The sequence below is a fragment of the Mesorhizobium sp. M2A.F.Ca.ET.042.01.1.1 genome, from assembly GCF_003997405.1.
GTDB lineage: Bacteria > Pseudomonadota > Alphaproteobacteria > Rhizobiales > Rhizobiaceae > Mesorhizobium.
Genome location: NZ_RZRX01000149.1, coordinates 1 through 15,750, shown reverse-complemented (window position 1 = coordinate 15,750; position 15,750 = coordinate 1). Strand labels below are relative to the sequence as shown.

17 protein-coding genes are annotated in these 15,750 nt (G+C 60.9%); 9 read left to right on the top strand and 8 right to left on the bottom strand.

The annotated features are described in order from the left end of the window. From bioB to EOA23_RS21535, 5 genes are all read right to left on the bottom strand, one after another. The coding region (bioB, locus tag EOA23_RS21555; protein ID WP_245474285.1) for a biotin synthase BioB at nt 1-803 on the bottom strand (803 nt) is incomplete at its 3' end. 174 nt (nt 804-977) lie between these two features. After that, nucleotides 978-1,859: a carboxylating nicotinate-nucleotide diphosphorylase gene (gene nadC / locus EOA23_RS21550; RefSeq protein ID WP_024505570.1), complete on the bottom strand. Its 882-nt coding sequence runs from the start codon at nt 1,857-1,859 to the stop codon at nt 978-980. A gap of 1 nt (nt 1,860) precedes the next feature. Beyond that, entirely contained in the window at nt 1,861-3,402 is a 1,542-nt protein-coding gene (locus EOA23_RS21545) for an L-aspartate oxidase (RefSeq protein WP_024505569.1), read from the bottom strand. Continuing rightward, the gene (gene nadA / locus EOA23_RS21540; protein ID WP_126063925.1) at nt 3,399-4,373 is read right to left on the bottom strand and encodes a quinolinate synthase NadA; all 975 of its coding nucleotides are present in this window, start codon (nt 4,371-4,373) and stop codon (nt 3,399-3,401) included. Before nadA ends, EOA23_RS21545 begins: the two co-directional genes overlap by 4 nt. Before the next feature lie 62 nt (nt 4,374-4,435). Then, nucleotides 4,436-5,398, bottom strand: a complete 963-nt coding sequence (locus EOA23_RS21535) for a hypothetical protein (protein WP_126063926.1) — start codon at nt 5,396-5,398, stop codon at nt 4,436-4,438. 171 nt (nt 5,399-5,569) lie between these two features. Between EOA23_RS21535 and panB the strand changes: the two genes are divergently transcribed. The 4 genes from panB to EOA23_RS21515 all read left to right on the top strand — a co-directional run bounded on the left by panB (nt 5,570) and on the right by EOA23_RS21515 (nt 8,854). Then, on the top strand, nt 5,570-6,406 hold the full coding sequence (panB, locus tag EOA23_RS21530) for a 3-methyl-2-oxobutanoate hydroxymethyltransferase (protein WP_126063927.1): 837 nt from the start codon (nt 5,570-5,572) through the stop codon (nt 6,404-6,406). Beyond that, nucleotides 6,403-7,311 (top strand): pantoate--beta-alanine ligase, encoded by a 909-nt coding sequence (gene panC / locus EOA23_RS21525; RefSeq protein WP_024505565.1) that lies wholly within the window; start codon nt 6,403-6,405, stop codon nt 7,309-7,311. The genes panB and panC overlap by 4 nt, the downstream gene beginning before the upstream one ends. Nucleotides 7,312-7,409: 98 nt before the next feature. Next, entirely contained in the window at nt 7,410-8,129 is a 720-nt protein-coding gene (locus EOA23_RS21520; RefSeq protein ID WP_126057768.1) for a LuxR family transcriptional regulator, read from the top strand. Between the two features lie 92 nt (nt 8,130-8,221). Beyond that, nucleotides 8,222-8,854, top strand: coding sequence for an acyl-homoserine-lactone synthase (locus EOA23_RS21515; protein ID WP_126057769.1), 633 nt, complete (start codon nt 8,222-8,224; stop codon nt 8,852-8,854). Nucleotides 8,855-9,220: 366 nt separating this feature from the next. Here the strand turns inward: EOA23_RS21515 and EOA23_RS36535 are convergent, their stop codons facing one another. Beyond that, nucleotides 9,221-9,469, bottom strand: a complete 249-nt coding sequence (locus tag EOA23_RS36535; protein WP_063169245.1) for a DUF6074 family protein — start codon at nt 9,467-9,469, stop codon at nt 9,221-9,223. A 599-nt stretch (nt 9,470-10,068) separates the two neighbouring features. Here EOA23_RS36535 and EOA23_RS21505 point away from each other — a divergent pair. The 3 genes from EOA23_RS21505 to EOA23_RS21500 all read left to right on the top strand — a co-directional run bounded on the left by EOA23_RS21505 (nt 10,069) and on the right by EOA23_RS21500 (nt 11,086). Further along, nucleotides 10,069-10,539 carry a hypothetical protein gene (locus tag EOA23_RS21505; protein WP_245454734.1) on the top strand — a complete coding sequence of 157 codons (471 nt, stop codon included), beginning with the start codon at nt 10,069-10,071 and terminating at the stop codon, nt 10,537-10,539. Then, nucleotides 10,532-10,666: a hypothetical protein gene (locus EOA23_RS36965; RefSeq protein ID WP_256754986.1), complete on the top strand. Its 135-nt coding sequence runs from the start codon at nt 10,532-10,534 to the stop codon at nt 10,664-10,666. Before EOA23_RS21505 ends, EOA23_RS36965 begins: the two co-directional genes overlap by 8 nt. Nucleotides 10,667-10,840: 174 nt before the next feature. Then, on the top strand, nt 10,841-11,086 hold the full coding sequence (locus EOA23_RS21500) for a hypothetical protein (protein ID WP_063169243.1): 246 nt from the start codon (nt 10,841-10,843) through the stop codon (nt 11,084-11,086). Nucleotides 11,087-11,275: 189 nt separating this feature from the next. Here the strand turns inward: EOA23_RS21500 and EOA23_RS21495 are convergent, their stop codons facing one another. Continuing rightward, a complete protein-coding gene (locus EOA23_RS21495) occupies nt 11,276-11,665 on the bottom strand; it encodes a hypothetical protein (RefSeq protein ID WP_024505560.1) in 390 nt (129 codons plus the stop codon). A 707-nt stretch (nt 11,666-12,372) separates the two neighbouring features. Here EOA23_RS21495 and EOA23_RS21490 point away from each other — a divergent pair. Next, nucleotides 12,373-13,572: a cation:dicarboxylase symporter family transporter gene (locus tag EOA23_RS21490; protein ID WP_306462679.1), complete on the top strand. Its 1,200-nt coding sequence runs from the start codon at nt 12,373-12,375 to the stop codon at nt 13,570-13,572. Between the two features lie 6 nt (nt 13,573-13,578). On the opposite strand, the gene EOA23_RS36530 is transcribed toward EOA23_RS21490, so the two are convergent. After that, a complete protein-coding gene (locus EOA23_RS36530) occupies nt 13,579-14,148 on the bottom strand; it encodes a hypothetical protein (protein ID WP_245454735.1) in 570 nt (189 codons plus the stop codon). 611 nt (nt 14,149-14,759) lie between these two features. Here EOA23_RS36530 and EOA23_RS21480 point away from each other — a divergent pair. Further along, nucleotides 14,760-15,608, top strand: coding sequence for a zincin-like metallopeptidase domain-containing protein (locus EOA23_RS21480; protein ID WP_127305619.1), 849 nt, complete (start codon nt 14,760-14,762; stop codon nt 15,606-15,608). Nucleotides 15,609-15,750 lie beyond the last annotated feature (142 nt).

Genomic DNA, 15,750 nt, shown 5'->3' with positions numbered 1-15,750 from the left:
CCGGCGGACAGCCTTACATAGGATTTCGGCATCATCACCCGCGCGAGCGCAACGATGCGGACGAAATCGATCGGATCGATGGCGTCGGCCGCGGCAAGCGGCGTGCCTTCGATGGGAATAAGCATGTTGATCGGCACGCTTTCCGGCGGCTCGGGCAGGTTCGCGAGCGTGACCAGCATGTCGATGCGATCGGTCTTTTCTTCTCCCATCCCGACAATGCCGCCGCAGCAGACTTTCATCCCAACCGCGCGCACGTGCCCAAGCGTTTCCAGCCGGTCGGCAAAAGTCCTGGTTGAAATAACCTCGCCATAGTAGCGCTCAGAGGTATCGATGTTGTGGTTATAGTAGTCGAGACCGGCCTGCTTCAGGCGAGCAGCTTGCTCAAGATCGAGCATGCCGAGCGTCATGCAGGTCTCCATGCCGAGGGCCTTGACGCCCTCAATCATGGCGACCACAACCTCCATGTCGCGCTCCTTGGGACTTCGCCACGCCGCGCCCATGCAATAGCGCGTTGCGCCGCCATCACGCGCCATGGCCGCTTCGTCGATGACATGCTTGACGTCCACCAGCTTCGACGCCTTCACACCGGTTTCGTAATGCGCAGACTGGCTGCAATAGCCGCAATCTTCGGGGCACCCGCCGGTCTTGATGCTAAGGAGCCGCGACAGCTGCACTCGGTTTCGATCGAAGTTCTGGCGGTGGATCGTCTGAGCTAGGAACAGCAGATCGTTGAATGGCATGCCGTAGATGGCCTCGGCCTCTTTGCGGTTCCATCGCGGAGGCGTTCCATCGACCGATTGCATGGTCTGGTTCACGTCGAACTCCGAGTTCATTCCAATCGTCATCGTCAAACCTTTGTTTGCTAGTCCGGTACGCCTTCTTGGCTTTGGGGCGCACTCGCTAAAGGCGAGCTGCGGCACGTCTTTCCAGCACCTCCTACGCCTGCCGAGCTGATGTTGCTCCTCACGCCGTAATCCTCAGTTCAAGTGCTTGCAGATGTTCTGGTGGTCCGGCATGTCCAGGCCGATGTCGAGGATCGGGGCGCTGTGCGTCAGCCAACCCATGGAGATGAGATCGACACCGGTCGCCGCAATCGCCGCCGCCGTTTTCGGCATCACCCGACCGGACGCCTCGGTGATCGTACGGCCATCCACTATAGAAACCGCGCGGGCAAGATCCTCGACCGACATATTGTCGAGCAGCACCGCGTCAACACCAATCGCGAGCGCTGCATCGAGCTGCTTCAGCGTGTCGACCTCGACCTCGACCTTCACCATATGCCCTGCTGCGGCGCGCGCCCGCTCTATTGCTGTGCGGATATCGCCGGCGATCGCGATGTGGTTGTCCTTTATGAGCACGCCGTCATCGAGGCCGAACCGGTGATTGGCACCGCCGCCGACGCGCACGGCGTATTTCTCCAATGCCCGCAGCCCGGGCGTCGTCTTTCGCGTCGATACAATCCTCGCCTTGTGACCGCGCACGGCCTCAACCATGGCCGCTGTGGCAGTGGCAATGCCGCTCAGCCGGCATAAGAAATTGAGGGCCGTGCGTTCGGCCGTGAGCAGGCCTCGTGCGGGTCCGGACAATCTTGCAATGGTTTCCCCGGCCCCAACCTCGCTGCCATCAGGGCGCCAGATCTGGATGTTGATCGCCGGTTCCACGAGAAGGAAGGCATACGAGACCAGATCGAGCCCGGCAACGACGCCCGCCTGCCTCGCTTTGAGCACCAACGTGGCAGTGCAATCATACGGGATAACCGCATCGGTGGTCAGGTCGCCGGATCTGCCCAGGTCTTCGAGGAGCGCAACGCGCACAATCGGTTCGATCAGGGTCGCGGGGAGGGGGGAGAATGAAGTCATATCAAGTGCTCCGTATGGTAGCCCGGCAATCGAGTGCGGCCGCGGCCCGCATTGCGCTGTGCAGTGTCAGCCGTGATGGGCGCACGTTGGCATCGTGGAGCGGGAAATCGGACCGACAGTGCGCGCCTCGACTCTCTTCCCGCCTCAGGGCCGCCGCGGCGATCATCAGTGAGACCAAAGCCGGACCAGAGGCAGCGACACTATTGGCTGCGATCGGCAGCAGGGTCGCCACCGCTTCGCGCATTGCCTCGCCGTCGCGGATGATACCCAGGGCGGCGGAGACAATCGGGCGGACCACGGAAGCGTCTGGTCGTGGAGGGACGAATGTGGAGCATCTGCGCGGTCGCCGGGTATACGACGTGCCGGCAACGCTTTCGGCAACCCAGCTCGCGGTGACCGCCGCTTCGGTGAGCGAGTTGCTGGCCAGGCGGTTGGCGCCGTGCAGGCCGGTACAGGCCACCTCACCGCAGGCCCACAATCCCTCGATGGAGCTGCGGCCGGCGCTGTCTACGGCGACGCCGCCCATGTGATAATGTGCCGCCGGGCGCACCGGGATCAGGTCGGTCGCGGGGTCGATTCCTGCGCTCCGGCACAATTCGGCGATGCCTGGAAAACGCTTGCCAAATCTCGGGCCGAGACTTTGCCGTGCGTCCAGGAATACGCGGCGTCCAACGGCAAGCTGGTGCCAAATGGCGCGCGCTACGACGTCGCGAGGCGCAAGTTCACCGCCAGGTGTGTCGGCGAGGAAGCGCTCTCCTCGCTCATCGATGAGCACCGCGCCTTCGCCACGCACGGCTTCGCTCACCAGCGGCATCGGCCGGCGCGGACCGTCGAGCGCAGTTGGATGGAACTGTATGAATTCCAAGTCGGCGAGTTCCGCCCCCGCCCATGCGGCGAGCGCCAGCCCGTGACCCCATGAGCCAGCGGGGTTTGTCGTGTCGCAAAACAGCCCGCCGACGCCGCCGGTCGCCAGCACCGCGCGACGCGTGGGCAGAGCGAGCGCGCCGGCTCGTCCTGCTGCGACCACGGCGATGACCGACCCGTCCTGCACGACCAGCCGGCGGACCTCCACATTTTCGATAATGGTGATCGAGGCTGTACGCCGAACCGCGGCGACGAGCGCGCGCACCAACTCGCGACCGGTGGCGTCGCCGGCTGCATGCACAATTCGCCGTCGCGAGTGTGCCGCCTCGAGCCCAAGTCGCAACGCGCGGTCAGGGTGCTGGTCGAAGTCGACGCCGAACCTTTGGATCGTCCTAATCGCTTCGGGTGCAGCTCGTACCACTCGCCGCACCGTGGCCTCATCGCAGAGTCCGTCGCCGGCAGCTATCGTGTCGCAAAGGTGAAAATCTGGGCCGTCGTCGCCCCCGAGACTTGCCGCAAGACCGCCCTGGGCAAGTTCACTGCAGGCTCCGGTTCCAAGCGGCGCGTTGGTCAAAAGCACGACCGGTTCCGGCGCCAGATGAAGCGCCGTCATCAGGCCGGCAATGCCGCCGCCGATGACGACCGGCGCCCCGGCGATGTCGCGAACCTCCAGACTCATAGGGAAAGCATGCGCTCGACCGCGCGGCGGGCGGGGCCGGCAATTTCGGGATCAATCCGGACCTCATGCCGGTTCTGCTCGAGTGCGGCGCGAATGTTGGCCAGGTTGATGCGCTTCATGTGCGGGCACAGATTGCATGGGCGAACGAACTCGACGTCGGGATGCGCGACCGCGACGTTGTCGCTCATCGAACATTCGGTCAGAAGGACGACACGCGTCGGTTTCTCACGCTCGACATAATCCGACATCGCCGCGGTCGAGCCGGAGAACTCCGCCTCCGCGACAACGTCTGGTGGGCATTCTGGATGGGCCAGCACGATGACGCCTGGATGGGCATCGCGCAGTTCCCGGATGTCTGCTGCGGTGAAGCGCTCATGCACCTCGCAATGGCCTTTCCAGGCGATGATCTCGACGTCTGTATCGGCTGCCACGTTCCTCGCCAGATATTCGTCCGGGAGCATCAGCACACGCGCCACGCCAAGCGATTCCACCACCGCCTTGGCGTTGCCGGACGTGCAGCAGATGTCGGACTCCGCTTTTACGGCGGCGGAAGTGTTGACGTAAGTAACAACGGGGACCCCCGGATACCGCAGCCGCATTAGCCGCACGTCGTTTGCCGTGATCGATTCGGCCAGCGAGCAGCCGGCGCGGAGATCCGGGATGAGCACGGTCTTGTTCGGATTGAGCAGTTTTGCCGTCTCGGCCATGAAATGAACGCCGGCAACCACGATGATGTCGGCGTCGACCGTCACCGCCTTGTGGGCCAACGCCAGGCTGTCGCCGACGATGTCTGCCACGCAATGAAAAATTTCGGGCGTCTGGTAATTGTGCGCCAGCACCACCGCATTGCGCTCACGCTTCAGCGCTAAGATGGCTTCAATATCGCCGGCGAACGCGAGCCATTCAACGGGTGGGATCACCCGCCGGACACGCTCATACAGGGACGCAGCCATAGGTAACGCCCCAGTCATTGGCGCCTCGATTATATTCGGTTTGACAATAAGGGAATATATCTACCTTGACTATAAGTATGTCAAGCCCGCGCCAGCGGTAATTTTGTCCCGGCGATAGCCCTGTCGTCGAGGACGGCATGCCGGAAGCGATAAAGCTTCGCCGGTCGGCCGCCCGTGTCGAGGGAGGTCTCCCCGGTCTCCTCAACAAGTTCCTGCTGCTCGACCAATCTCCGGAAGTTCGGCTTGTTGATCAGCCTGCCAGCCAAAGCTTCCACGGTTCGCTGCAGTTGCAGCAGCGTGAAGGAAGGCCGCATAAGCTCGAACACGACCGGCCGGTATTTGATCTTCGAACGCAGCCGCGCGATCCCGGTTGCCAGAATACGACGGTGGTCAGCGACCATTGGTTTGCCAGCCGCGGCCGCAATCGCGTCCCTGCCGCCACCGGCCTCCTCAATCAGACCAGCTTCATAGAGCAACTCGTAGCGTTGGAGCGTGAGTTCCTCGTTCCAATGGCGGTCGTCGAAGCCGAAGGCTATCGCAGCGCGCTGCCGGCGCTCGCGTTGAGTGGTCGGCTCGCTGGCGCCGCCGGCCCACTCAATCAGGCGGGGCCGCAATCTATCGAGCAGCACAGGCGGCGTGCCGAAGCGGTGGTCCTCCCAGGGAAAATATTCGTACCAACTTTGCCAGCCGCACGCGGCCGAGTTCGTTGCCTGTTCCTTCCTGGTCAATGCGAGATAGCTGATTGAGATGACGCGCTGGTGGCGCTCAGTGCCGATGCGATCGCGATCGGCGAAGGTGTAGAGTTGCTCGATGTATCCAAGTGCATGGCCGGTCTGCTGCTCCACCCACCCCCTCAAACCCGACTGCAGTGATCGATGCTCAAGGGCAAAAGGTCCAGAAGGGAGGGTGTCCGCATGACCGACTGTGAGGACACAGGGCTCACTGTCGTTTACGGCGACCACGACGGCAGTCAGGTCCACTTTGGCTTCGTCAGCTTTGACGGCGGCTTTGCCTTTCTTGGTTCTTCTTGTCTGAGGATCCATGTTTGCGAAAGCGGGTTGGCCCAACGGAGCGCCTTAATCGATTGAATGTAACCTTGGAAGCCAGCACGTCAACACCAGAGTACTCAAGCGCTGTTTTTAGCTCTTCGCAGTCGCACAAAAATATGCCAAACGCGACACCCGCTGTTGGTAACGTAAGGGAAGGGGCCTCGGTTGAGCGCGGCTGGTGAGATAAAAGGGATGACTCCTCCAGATATTCGATCGCGAAAAGGCCAGACGCCACTTGTATGCTTGACGGCCTACACCACGCCGGTCGCGAGGCTGCTCGATCGCCACTGCGACATCGTTCTTGTCGGCGACAGCGTCGGCATGGTGCTGCACGGCCTGTCGTCGACGCTGGGGGTCACGCTCGACATGATGATCATGCACGGACAGGCCGTTCGCCGCGGCCTTGAACACGCGCTGATGGTCGTCGACCTGCCCTTCGGTTCCTACGAGGAAAGCCCAGAGCACGCTTTCGGCAACGCTGCGCGCGTGATGGGTGAGACCGGTTGTTCAGCGGTAAAGATCGAGGGCGGCGAGACCATCTCGGAAACCATCCGCTTCCTTACCGCGCGCGGCGTACCTGTCATGGCCCATGTGGGCCTGACGCCGCAGGCGGTAAACACGTTTGGAGGCTATCGTGTGCAGGGCCGGGGAGCCGATGCAGAGCGGATCAGGCGCGACGCCAGGGCGGTAACCGAAGCGGGCGCCTTCTCCTTGGTGCTGGAAAAGATACCGGAGCAGCTTGCACGGCAGATAACCGCCGATATCGACATACCCACAATCGGCATCGGTGCCTCGCCAGCTTGCGACGGCCAGATTCTGGTGAGCCACGATATGCTCGGGCTCTTCACCTCATTTCGGCCGAAGTTCGTCAAACGCTATGCCGAGCTCGGTGAGCAGGCTGAGGCGGCAATCGCCGCTTACGCCACCGATGTGCGGAACCGGCACTTTCCGGCGGTCGAACATCTCTATGTCAACGCCTTGAAGGCCGGTGACTTCACATGAGCGTGCCGATCGCTCGAACCGTGAGCGAGCTGCGCGGCGTCGTTGCGCAATGGCGTCGCTCGGGTGCCACGATCGGTATTGTGCCGACCATGGGAGCCTTGCACGACGGGCATCTGAGCCTCGTGCGGAAGGCGCTCGAAAGGGCCGAGCGGGTGATCGTGACGCTGTTCGTAAACCCCAAGCAGTTCAACAGCCCCGCCGACCTGATTGCCTACCCTCGGACGGAAAGCGACGATGCTGCCAAGCTCGCTCTGCTGGGCACGCATCTGCTCTATGTGCCGGACACAGAGGAAATGTACCAGGTGGGCTTCGCCACGGCCGTTTCAGTGTCCGGCATCAGCGAATGCCTTTGCGGCGCATTCCGGCCCGGCCATTTCAATGGCGTGGCGACGGTCGTGGCCAAGCTCTTCCTGCAGGCCGGCGCTGACTTCGCCTTTTTTGGCGAAAAGGATTTTCAGCAACTTCAGCTTGTCAGGCGCTTGGTCCGGGATCTCGACATTCCGATCACTATTGTGCCCTGTCCGACAGTCCGCGAAGCCGATGGTCTTGCGCTATCGTCGCGTAACGTGCGGCTCTCCCCAGCCCAACGCGCCATTGCCCCAAAACTAGCATCGGTCCTGCTCGATACGGCCGAGCGGCTTGCACGCGGCTCCCCCATCCTGCCTACGCTTGATGAAGCGCGTGCAGCAATTCTGGCTGCCGGCTATCGCGAGCTCGAATACCTGGAGCTGCGCGGAGAAACAGACCTGCAATCGTTAGCAAGCCTTGACCGACCGGCACGCTTGCTTGCTGCGGCTTGGCTTGGCGACACGCGGCTCATCGATAACGTCGCAATATCACCCATCGGTAGTTGGTCAGGTGGGCGGAGCTCTCTCCAATCGGAAGCAGCACAGCAATTGCGGTGATGACGGCGGCGCGTCGTATGCCCTGCAGGGACAGGCCATCATTTAGAACCACGTCTCCGTCGGCTTCCAGCAACCTCCGCGAGGTACGCTAAGCGCAGATGCATCGCGTATTTGAAACCTTGGTCGAGCAACTCTCTGCAAGCGTCGATGCCGTCGATCTCCATGAGGCAATGGCGTCCGCCGCAGCCGGGTTCGACTTTCCGCTCTTCGCTTATTTCACCTACCCATCCGCTTCCGGCGACAGGCCGCGATTGATCTCGAATTATCCATCATCATGGACATCACATTACCTGCAACAGCGCTACCACAGCGTGGATCCCGTGATCCTGCGGGGACTGCGGGGCTGGGATACCTTCGACTGGGGTGTGGACCGCGATCACCGTTATTTGCCGACCTCTCAGCAGGAAGTCCTGGAAAAAGCAGCTGAGTTCGGCATTCGCGGCGGACTGACCATGTCGATGCATGATCATCGCGGCCGGTTCGCCGCACTGACCTTCGCCTCCAACGAGGCGCATCCGCCATTTCTGAGGTCGCTGACGCGCTACGAAAAAGCAATGCAACTGGTTGCGATCAACGTTCATATCCATGCCCGGCGCAGGCTCGCCGAAGATTGCGTGGTAGATGGCATAACGCTCACCCGGCGGGAGTTCGAGTGCCTGAAATGGGCGGCGTGCGGCAAGTCGGCCTGGGATATCAGCCAGATTCTCGGTGTCTCGAAACGCACCGTGACCTTCCATCAGGAAAACGCCAAGGCGAAGCTTGGCGTGCGAACCATCAACCAGGCCGTAGTGCGGATGGCTGCTCGGGCGAGATCCTGATCCTCTCCAAGTCTAGCTGTAAAGGTCTACAGGCTGCATTCATGACGGCTTTGCCCTTCGATTGCGTGGACACATCCCGCACGGAGACGACAATGATGCAGCTGATAACACCCGACTGCTACGCCGAGTTTGCGAGCGAACTCAAGGAAATGCACGGACTTAGGTATCGGGTTTTCAAGAAGCGGCTCGATTGGGAAGTGCAGACCGAAGGCGAAATGGAAACGGACCCGTTTGACAGCCTGAACCCCGTCTACCTGCTTCTCAAGGGGTCCGATTGGCGAACTTGCGGCTGCGTCCGCCTTTTGCCGACCACCGGACCGACAATGTTGCGCGATACGTTTCCGACGCTGCTGGATGAGATGGTGGTCCCTGCGAGTGCCGATATCTGGGAGAGTAGTCGTTTCGCGCTCGATCTCCCTGCGACAGCGCCGAAGGCAGCTGGCGGCCTGGCCCAAGCAACCTACGAGCTCTTCGCGGGGATCATCGAATTCGGCTTGGCCAACAATCTCTCCGGGATCGTAACGGTGACAGATACGCGCATCGAAAGGATCCTTCGTCTCGCCACCTGGCCGTTGTCACGTATCGGACAGCCCAAGCAGGTCGGCAACACCGAGGCAGTCGCCGGCTTCCTCGATATTTCCTACGCCAGTCTCTTGCGCATCCGCTGGAGGGGACGCCTCAACGGGCCGGTGTTGTGGCAACCAGTTCTCATCCAATCGGCATAGCGCCTGCGGATGCTCAGCCGTGACTTGAGTTAAGTCTGCTCACGGCCGCCACCGCCGCCGTGAGGGTGAGCGGACCCGCCCCCACGAGCTTTCGACTGTTCCGGTCGATTGGCTCGCGCGGCCGGACTTTGGATTTCCGTAGGCGCAACCCGCAGTCCAGCGTGAGCACGCCAAAATGGCGCCCCTCCGCTTCGTCCAAAGAAGCCAACGTGGCTTCTGAGGTCGTCTTAGAATATTGGACCGGCCGCCGTGAGCGATCGCAACCTCAAACCTTTGCCGGTATGCCGGTTTGGCCGGACCGTCGGCCAGTCGGAGCAGTCCCCTGATAAGGACCCGAGCTGACGCGCGGTCCAACAGCGCCCGAGCCTATGCTTTGTGCATTACCGTTCGGTTGGCCATGTCGTCCAAGACCGCATGAAGAAGGCTTCCAACCTCCTGCGCAGCGAGCTCTGGCGCAATTCCTACATCGGACAATTGAATGAGCATTTTCTTGGCAGCACAGCGCCAGAACGCACTCGCCGCCTCGCCGTTCTTGGTCTCGAGGGCCTGGGCGATACTTTCGACCAATATACGTCGCCGATGCAGCGGAAATACGCAAATGTTTGATTCATGCATCAATCACCTCACAGATTCAGTTCCACAAAGAAAAACACCGGCGTCTTCAAAAGAGCCCCGCTAGCGCGGTGACGGTTCGCGGCGACATGACGAGTTCCACTTCCCCATCGACAAGCTATTGGGAGATGAGCCGCCGGACCGCATATCCGGGACCGCACATAAGGTGAACCACCATTGCTCATCCGGCTGCATTTTCCTGGGCCGTTCGACGAGGCGTTCCAGCCGAATTGACGTCCAATGACTTGATCTCTGAAAGGGCAGGGCGGTACGAATCACCCGATTGTTCCGCTGCTTACATTCCTGCGAGCTTGTGTATGAACGATTAAAGCGTGCCCGAGCCGTTCTTGGTGGCCGCCGCAGAAGGGAATCATGTCATCCGCTGCCTATCGTAGGCGGCGCGACTTCTAGCATGACTGCACTGCCCCGACAGGGCTTTGCAATCGCGCGTTTCGAAGCCTATGCTTTGGCATCGGCCGGCATTTACTTCGGTGCAGCCGACAGTAAGACGTACGCGCTCTTGCCCCGTTGGAAGAGAGCCTTGCCCGATCCCTCTTTCGCGACCAGGTGCTGAAGCCCTCACCCCGCAGGACTTCGCGCTTTTGCGACCATCGCTGCATCACGTCGAACCGGGCATCAAGGACCAGTTGGAGGTCGCGCATCAGCCGATCAAGAACGTATATTTTCCCGAGAGGGGCATCGCGTCGGTGGTCGCCACCATGACCGGCGGGCGGCAAGGTGAAGTCGGCATTGTCGGCTATGACGGGATGAAAGGAATTGCCGTCATTCTCGGAAAGGAAAGCACTACCTGGCGCCTGCCGGTTGAAAACCTTCGCCCTGCGATTAGCCCGTCGCTTCGCACCTCAGTGCTGGATTATGCCCACGCGTTCCTCGTCCAATCATGCCGGACGGCACTGGTCAATGGCCACTCCAAGATCGAAGAACGGCTGGCCCGCTGGCAGCTGATGGTCCACGACCGTGCGGAAGGAGATAAGATCCTCCCGACGCATGAATTTCTGGCGACCATGCTCGCGCCCACCGCCCGGGGTCACCACGGCCCTGCAAATGCTTGAGTATCGAGGACTGGTGCACGCCAAGCGCGGCGAGATCACGATCATCGACCGTGCCGGATTGATAAAGCTCACACATGGCGCTTATGACAAGGAGGAGCAGCGTTATTTCGGCCTGGCCGCTGCCTGAAGCATGTCGGTTGAAACGGGTTCAGCCGACGTCTCCTTGCCCCTCACCAGGTCGCCCAAAAGCATCAGCGGTTTTGAACGAATCGCAGCTATTGTCCGCAATCGGACATAGGCTTGAAGGCGGTCGAATTCGTGCCATAAGTCGGGTTGGTCAGGGTTCAGGGAGGAATTCGTCATGACCAATTCGTTTCACACCGTCACCGTCGAAAAAGCCGCAGAAGCCTATGTCCTTTCCAGGGGAAGGGTCCGCTTTCTCTCCATGGCGCAGGCGATCCGCGCCATCCGAACACTAATGCCGGCATGCAAGGCCACCGACCGCGAGTTGGAGGAACTGTTGGCGGCCGCTTCCTTCGTTCATGGCGTGCCCGTCGCCTTCGACACAAAAACAGCCGATGGTGTAGAACCACGGCTGCATTCCTAAGAGGGCATGCCGCGCCATGCAGACTGTCAGAGGGCATTCGTCAGATGGTAGTCCGCTAACTTAACTGCAGAGTCTAAAGGACGTGTTCCAGCATTGCGAACTCACCGATCGCTTTGTTGCCAAAGCTGCCAGCAAGCGATCGCCTCATCCAGCCGTTTGCACCATCTCATCACAGACATCATCGCGATGCTACCTGTCCAGCATATGTCCAGCATTTCGCAAGGCGGCCAGAAGGAGCCTCGCATAGCCTGTGACATCGATCTGGGCCTGCATCGAAAGGGGCATGCTGGTCCAGTTCTCCAACGGTGCAATGAAAGGTGAGAAGGTGCCATTGACTAGGCAACAACAGCTAACAAGGCCCTCTCGGTCCAATGCCACCACACCGATCTTGTCGCCTGGATATCCAATGGCTGCGACTCGCTGGACCTCCAGGTCACCGTCCACCCGCACGTCAAAAAGAAGGCTACCACGGCTCCTCGTGGCTATCTCAGCCGCCTTCTCATCAAAGCTTGAAGAGAGCAAGCGGACGCTTTCCACCGCCATCTGGAAAATCACCAAATCCAGTTCATTCACGGCCATATGGGCATTTCCGCGCAACGGGTGGTGATTGCAATGACACATACTGCTTGTTCACAGATGTCGGTCACGAACGATCATTCGTCGGGTTCCGGTTCCGACCAACGGTGTCGCCACCTGATCGTGCTGCGGTTCGAACCTTCCGAACGCGAGCCGAGCGCGCTATGAGGTTGGAGTCTAGGTCTCGGACCCTGCCTCGCGGCCTTCTCATCTTTGGCAGACCCGTTGCAACGCCGCCGCGATGGCGCAAACGCCAGATGACGCTGATCCATCGCTTGATCGTGAACTGAGCTTCTGAACACCATTGGGACAGCAGGGTGGAAGGGCTTGACCAACGCTGCCCCCGTTTTCCAAGAGGACCCGTCCTCGATTGAATCTTTCGAGCCCCGTGCGGCGCGCAGCCAAATGATGACGATCTGGACTCAGCTCGCAGACCGCAAGGCAAAGAGGGAACCTTCCAGGCAGCCAAGCTGCTCGACGCAAAGAGCGGCCTTTGGAGTTCCCAAGAATCGACCCTTCCATAGTTGCGACAGGCAACCACTGCACGAGTGTGGGAGAGCGAATCGCAAGCATTGCGTGAGGTCCTGCGCGTTTTCCCCTCTTTGCTATTTGGCACATCGTTTGCGCCGAAGTGGGCGCAGCGTTCGACCGGAGCACTGCATGGGAGAGGGAGGAGCCCCACCCCGATCCGGTCAAGGAGAGAGACGGTGTTGGTTCCAAGAGTTCCCCGCGCGATCGCAGCGCCCCGCAAGCGCCATTTTGCCCGGACCTACGTGCAGGTACTTGCCGCCATAATCCTGGGTGCCGCAATCGGCTATTTCCATTTGGAGACCGGCCACAGCCTGAAGCCGCTCGGCGATGCCTTCGTCGATGTCGTCAAGATAATCACCGTACCTGTCATCTTCCTGACAATGGCGACCGGCATTGCCGGCATGAGCGATCTGCAGAAGGTCGGCCGAGTTGCCGCCAAGGCGATGGTCTATTTTCTCACCTTTTCGACGCTCGCTTTTGTTGTCGGGCTGATTGTCGCGAATATCGTTCAGCCTGGCGCCGGCCTCAACATCGATCCGGCCTCGCTCGATGTCCAAGCCGTTAAGGGCTATGTGGCCACGGCTCACGAGCAGTCCGTGACCAGCTTCCTGATGAACATCATCCCGTCAACGATTGCCAATGCCTTCGCGGAAGGCGACATCCTGCAAGTCTTGTTCCTCTCGGTCCTGTTCGGCGCGGTCTGCCGCTACAACGGCCGCTCGCTCTTCTCTCTCGTCCGATACATCAAGGACGAGCTGCTGCTCGCAATGTCCTCCTCAGAGGCCGCGCTGGCCTCGCTCATGGAGAAGATGGAAAGGGCCGGCGCCACGCATTCGGTCGTGGGTCTCATTCCATTCAATCTGGACGGCACGAATATGATGCTCGCCGCCCTTTTCATCGCCCAAGCGACGAAAACTGATCTCCCGATCGGCTGCCGGATCCTCATGCTGTTTGTCGCATTGTTCCCTTCGAACGGAACAACCCGCATTACCGGTGCAGGCCTCGTCACAATGGCTGCAACGCTCTTTCTTGTTCCGGCCGCACCGGTCACCTCCGTGGGGCTTATTCTTGGCGTCGATCAGCTTATGTCCGAATGCCACGCGCTGACGGTTTTTCTCCGCAGCGTAGCGGCAACGCTGGCTGTCACCCGGTCCGGGGCGAGCGGGATAAACGACGATTCGGGGAGCGCCTCACTAGCGGACCGTTCAGCGCTCCGGCGGTGGACGGTCAAGTCGCCCGGCGTGGTGAACACAATTCCCCGTGCGAACGACGCTCAGCTATTGGGGTGGACCCGATGGCGCAAAGCCGTATTTGAGAAACCGCCAGATCGCACCGGCACCTGTGCGCCTGTAGCAACTGCGGGGCACGATCAAAACTGACCCATTTTACACCAAAAAGGCGGCCGTTGCTGCCACGCCGTCCATGGATTGGAGACTCATGTCTAAGCCGACTGCCATCACTGTCGCAGCTCTTCTTTTACTCCTCGCCTTGCTGGCGAGCCAATATAGCGCGAACCTGCACCGGCAGGCGTGGTCGACCGACAGGCAAAAGTGGAGCGGCGCATTCGACAACGATCTCCTTCGCCAATCGCCGGCAACCCGCAAGGCGATGCCGTTCTGGTCATATTCAATGACTACCACAACTGTCCGCATTGCAGACTGGCTGATATCAACTACCAAAAAGCCTTCAAGCATGAACCCAATCTGAAGCTTGTGATCAAACAGTTCCCGGTCCTGGGACCGGATTCCCAATTCCCAGCCTTCGCCGCACTCGCCTCGAGAAAACAGGGAAAGTTCGACGAATTCCACCGCGCCCTTATGATTTCCCCCAGTTGAAGGGTCACTCTCAAGATCGCAGCGCGTGTAGGCCTTGACGTTGAGCAGCTCAAGCGGGAATGCAAGATCCGGCCATCGCAGATGAAATGCGCGGTCCGCGCACTCGCGAAAGGTCTGCACTTAGACGGTACGCCCGCGTTGGTGGTCGGCGATATAGTGGTCGCCGACCTTGTGGACATGGCCAGCTTGCAACGCTTGCATCGCCGATGCGCGCTCAAAGCGTGCTGGCTCTCGTGCGGGGCAGCATCTGTAGACCGGCCACGCTGTTGTTGCCGGAGCGTGCCGTTTGTGGCAGCTGGCTTTGCTGTCGCTCCTCGTAATCTTGTTGCGGTCATCCAGCTGCCGTGGGCGCCAACAACAATCCTGAGCGCCCGCGCCTGAAGTCGCTGGCCGGGTGCTCGTGAACCGAGCCCGCTTTTCTTCGGCAAGCTCAGGCGGTCTTGGCCCTGCGGCATCGCCCCCTGGCGCGGGGCAGCCTTCGGCTGCTGACGGTCGCCGGCCTGTCGGCCGGCGTCTTTCTATTGTGGCCTTCCCCCTGGCGCAGGGTGGGCAGCACTCCCTTCTAGGCCCGCCGCGGCGTCCCGCAACCCTTCGCTTGTCGCTTTCGGGTCCTCCACTCCGTTCCGGTCCTGCTGATGCAGTCCGCCTCCGACGGCGGGCCTTTCCGGTCGCTTTTGCCGCCCACCCCGCTTCCGGGGAGGGCGCGCGATTGTAGAGCGGAGGACATCACGATGCGTGCAAACAACAAACGTTGCGGCAGCCGACAGGCTGGCGCAGACAGTGGCGGGCGCACCGGCGCCAGCCTTTATCAGGAAATCACCGACCGCATCATTGCCGAACTGGAGCGCGGCACCGTGCCATGGGTCAAGCCGTGGGGCAGGGCAAGGACAGGCCTCGGCCTGCCGCGGAATGCGGCCACCCAGCGCCGATATTCCGGCATCAATATCCTGATCCTGTGGGGCGCGGTCATCGAGCGCGGTTTCCCCAGCCAGAACTGGCTCACCTTCCGGCAGGCGCTTTCGCTTGGCGGCAATGTCAGGAAGGGCGAGCACGGCACCACCATCGTTCACGCTGACCGCTTTGTTCCCAAGAACGAAAAGCAACGCGCCGACACCGATGGCGACGAACCGCAGGCGGTGCCCTTCCTGAAGCGCTTCACCGTCTTCGATGTCGCGCAGTGCGATAATCTGCCCGAACATCTTTACGCCGCCGGCGAGCCTCTGCCTGAGCGCGAGATGGTCCCGCAGGCCGAGGCGCTCATTCATGCAACCGGCGCTGATTTTCGCATCGGCGGCGAGCGCGCCTTCTACATGCCCGGCAGCGACACCATACAGGTGCCGCCGCAGCCGGCTTTCTTCCACCAGATCGACTATTACCGGACCTGCTTTCACGAGCTTGGACACTGGACCGGCCACCCGAGGCGACTCGCGCGCGACCTGTCCGGCTCCTTCGGGTCCAACACCTATGCGCGCGAGGAACTGGTCGCCGAAATCGCATCAGCCTTCATCTGCAGCAGTCTCGGCATCGAGCCGAGCGTGCGCCATGCCGACTACATCGGCTCATGGCTAAAGTTATGGTGAGGTGAGCATAACTCGAGTTATCCGCAGCAGCCCATAATGTGAAGGAACGTGACCAGATTGGCAGAAGTCCGGAGTTTCTGGCCACATTCCTCCGCATTATTTCAGAGCGTGTCGAGCCAGGCGAGAACGCTCGTATCGCGTT

Coding starts and splice junctions, on each gene's coding strand:
- EOA23_RS21515 (WP_126057769.1), top strand. CDS start 8,222: ATGATGCAGCTGATAACACCCGACTGCTACGCCGAGTTTGCGAGCGAA.
- EOA23_RS21480 (WP_127305619.1), top strand. CDS start 14,760: ATGCGTGCAAACAACAAACGTTGCGGCAGCCGACAGGCTGGCGCAGAC.
- EOA23_RS21535 (WP_126063926.1), bottom strand. CDS start 5,398: ATGGATCCTCAGACAAGAAGAACCAAGAAAGGCAAAGCCGCCGTCAAA.
- EOA23_RS21520 (WP_126057768.1), top strand. CDS start 7,410: ATGCATCGCGTATTTGAAACCTTGGTCGAGCAACTCTCTGCAAGCGTC.
- panC (WP_024505565.1), top strand. CDS start 6,403: ATGAGCGTGCCGATCGCTCGAACCGTGAGCGAGCTGCGCGGCGTCGTT.
- EOA23_RS36535 (WP_063169245.1), bottom strand. CDS start 9,469: ATGCATGAATCAAACATTTGCGTATTTCCGCTGCATCGGCGACGTATA.
- nadA (WP_126063925.1), bottom strand. CDS start 4,373: ATGACTGGGGCGTTACCTATGGCTGCGTCCCTGTATGAGCGTGTCCGG.
- EOA23_RS21495 (WP_024505560.1), bottom strand. CDS start 11,665: ATGGCCGTGAATGAACTGGATTTGGTGATTTTCCAGATGGCGGTGGAA.
- EOA23_RS36965 (WP_256754986.1), top strand. CDS start 10,532: ATGCTTGAGTATCGAGGACTGGTGCACGCCAAGCGCGGCGAGATCACG.
- EOA23_RS21500 (WP_063169243.1), top strand. CDS start 10,841: ATGACCAATTCGTTTCACACCGTCACCGTCGAAAAAGCCGCAGAAGCC.
- EOA23_RS21545 (WP_024505569.1), bottom strand. CDS start 3,402: ATGAGTCTGGAGGTTCGCGACATCGCCGGGGCGCCGGTCGTCATCGGC.
- nadC (WP_024505570.1), bottom strand. CDS start 1,859: ATGACTTCATTCTCCCCCCTCCCCGCGACCCTGATCGAACCGATTGTG.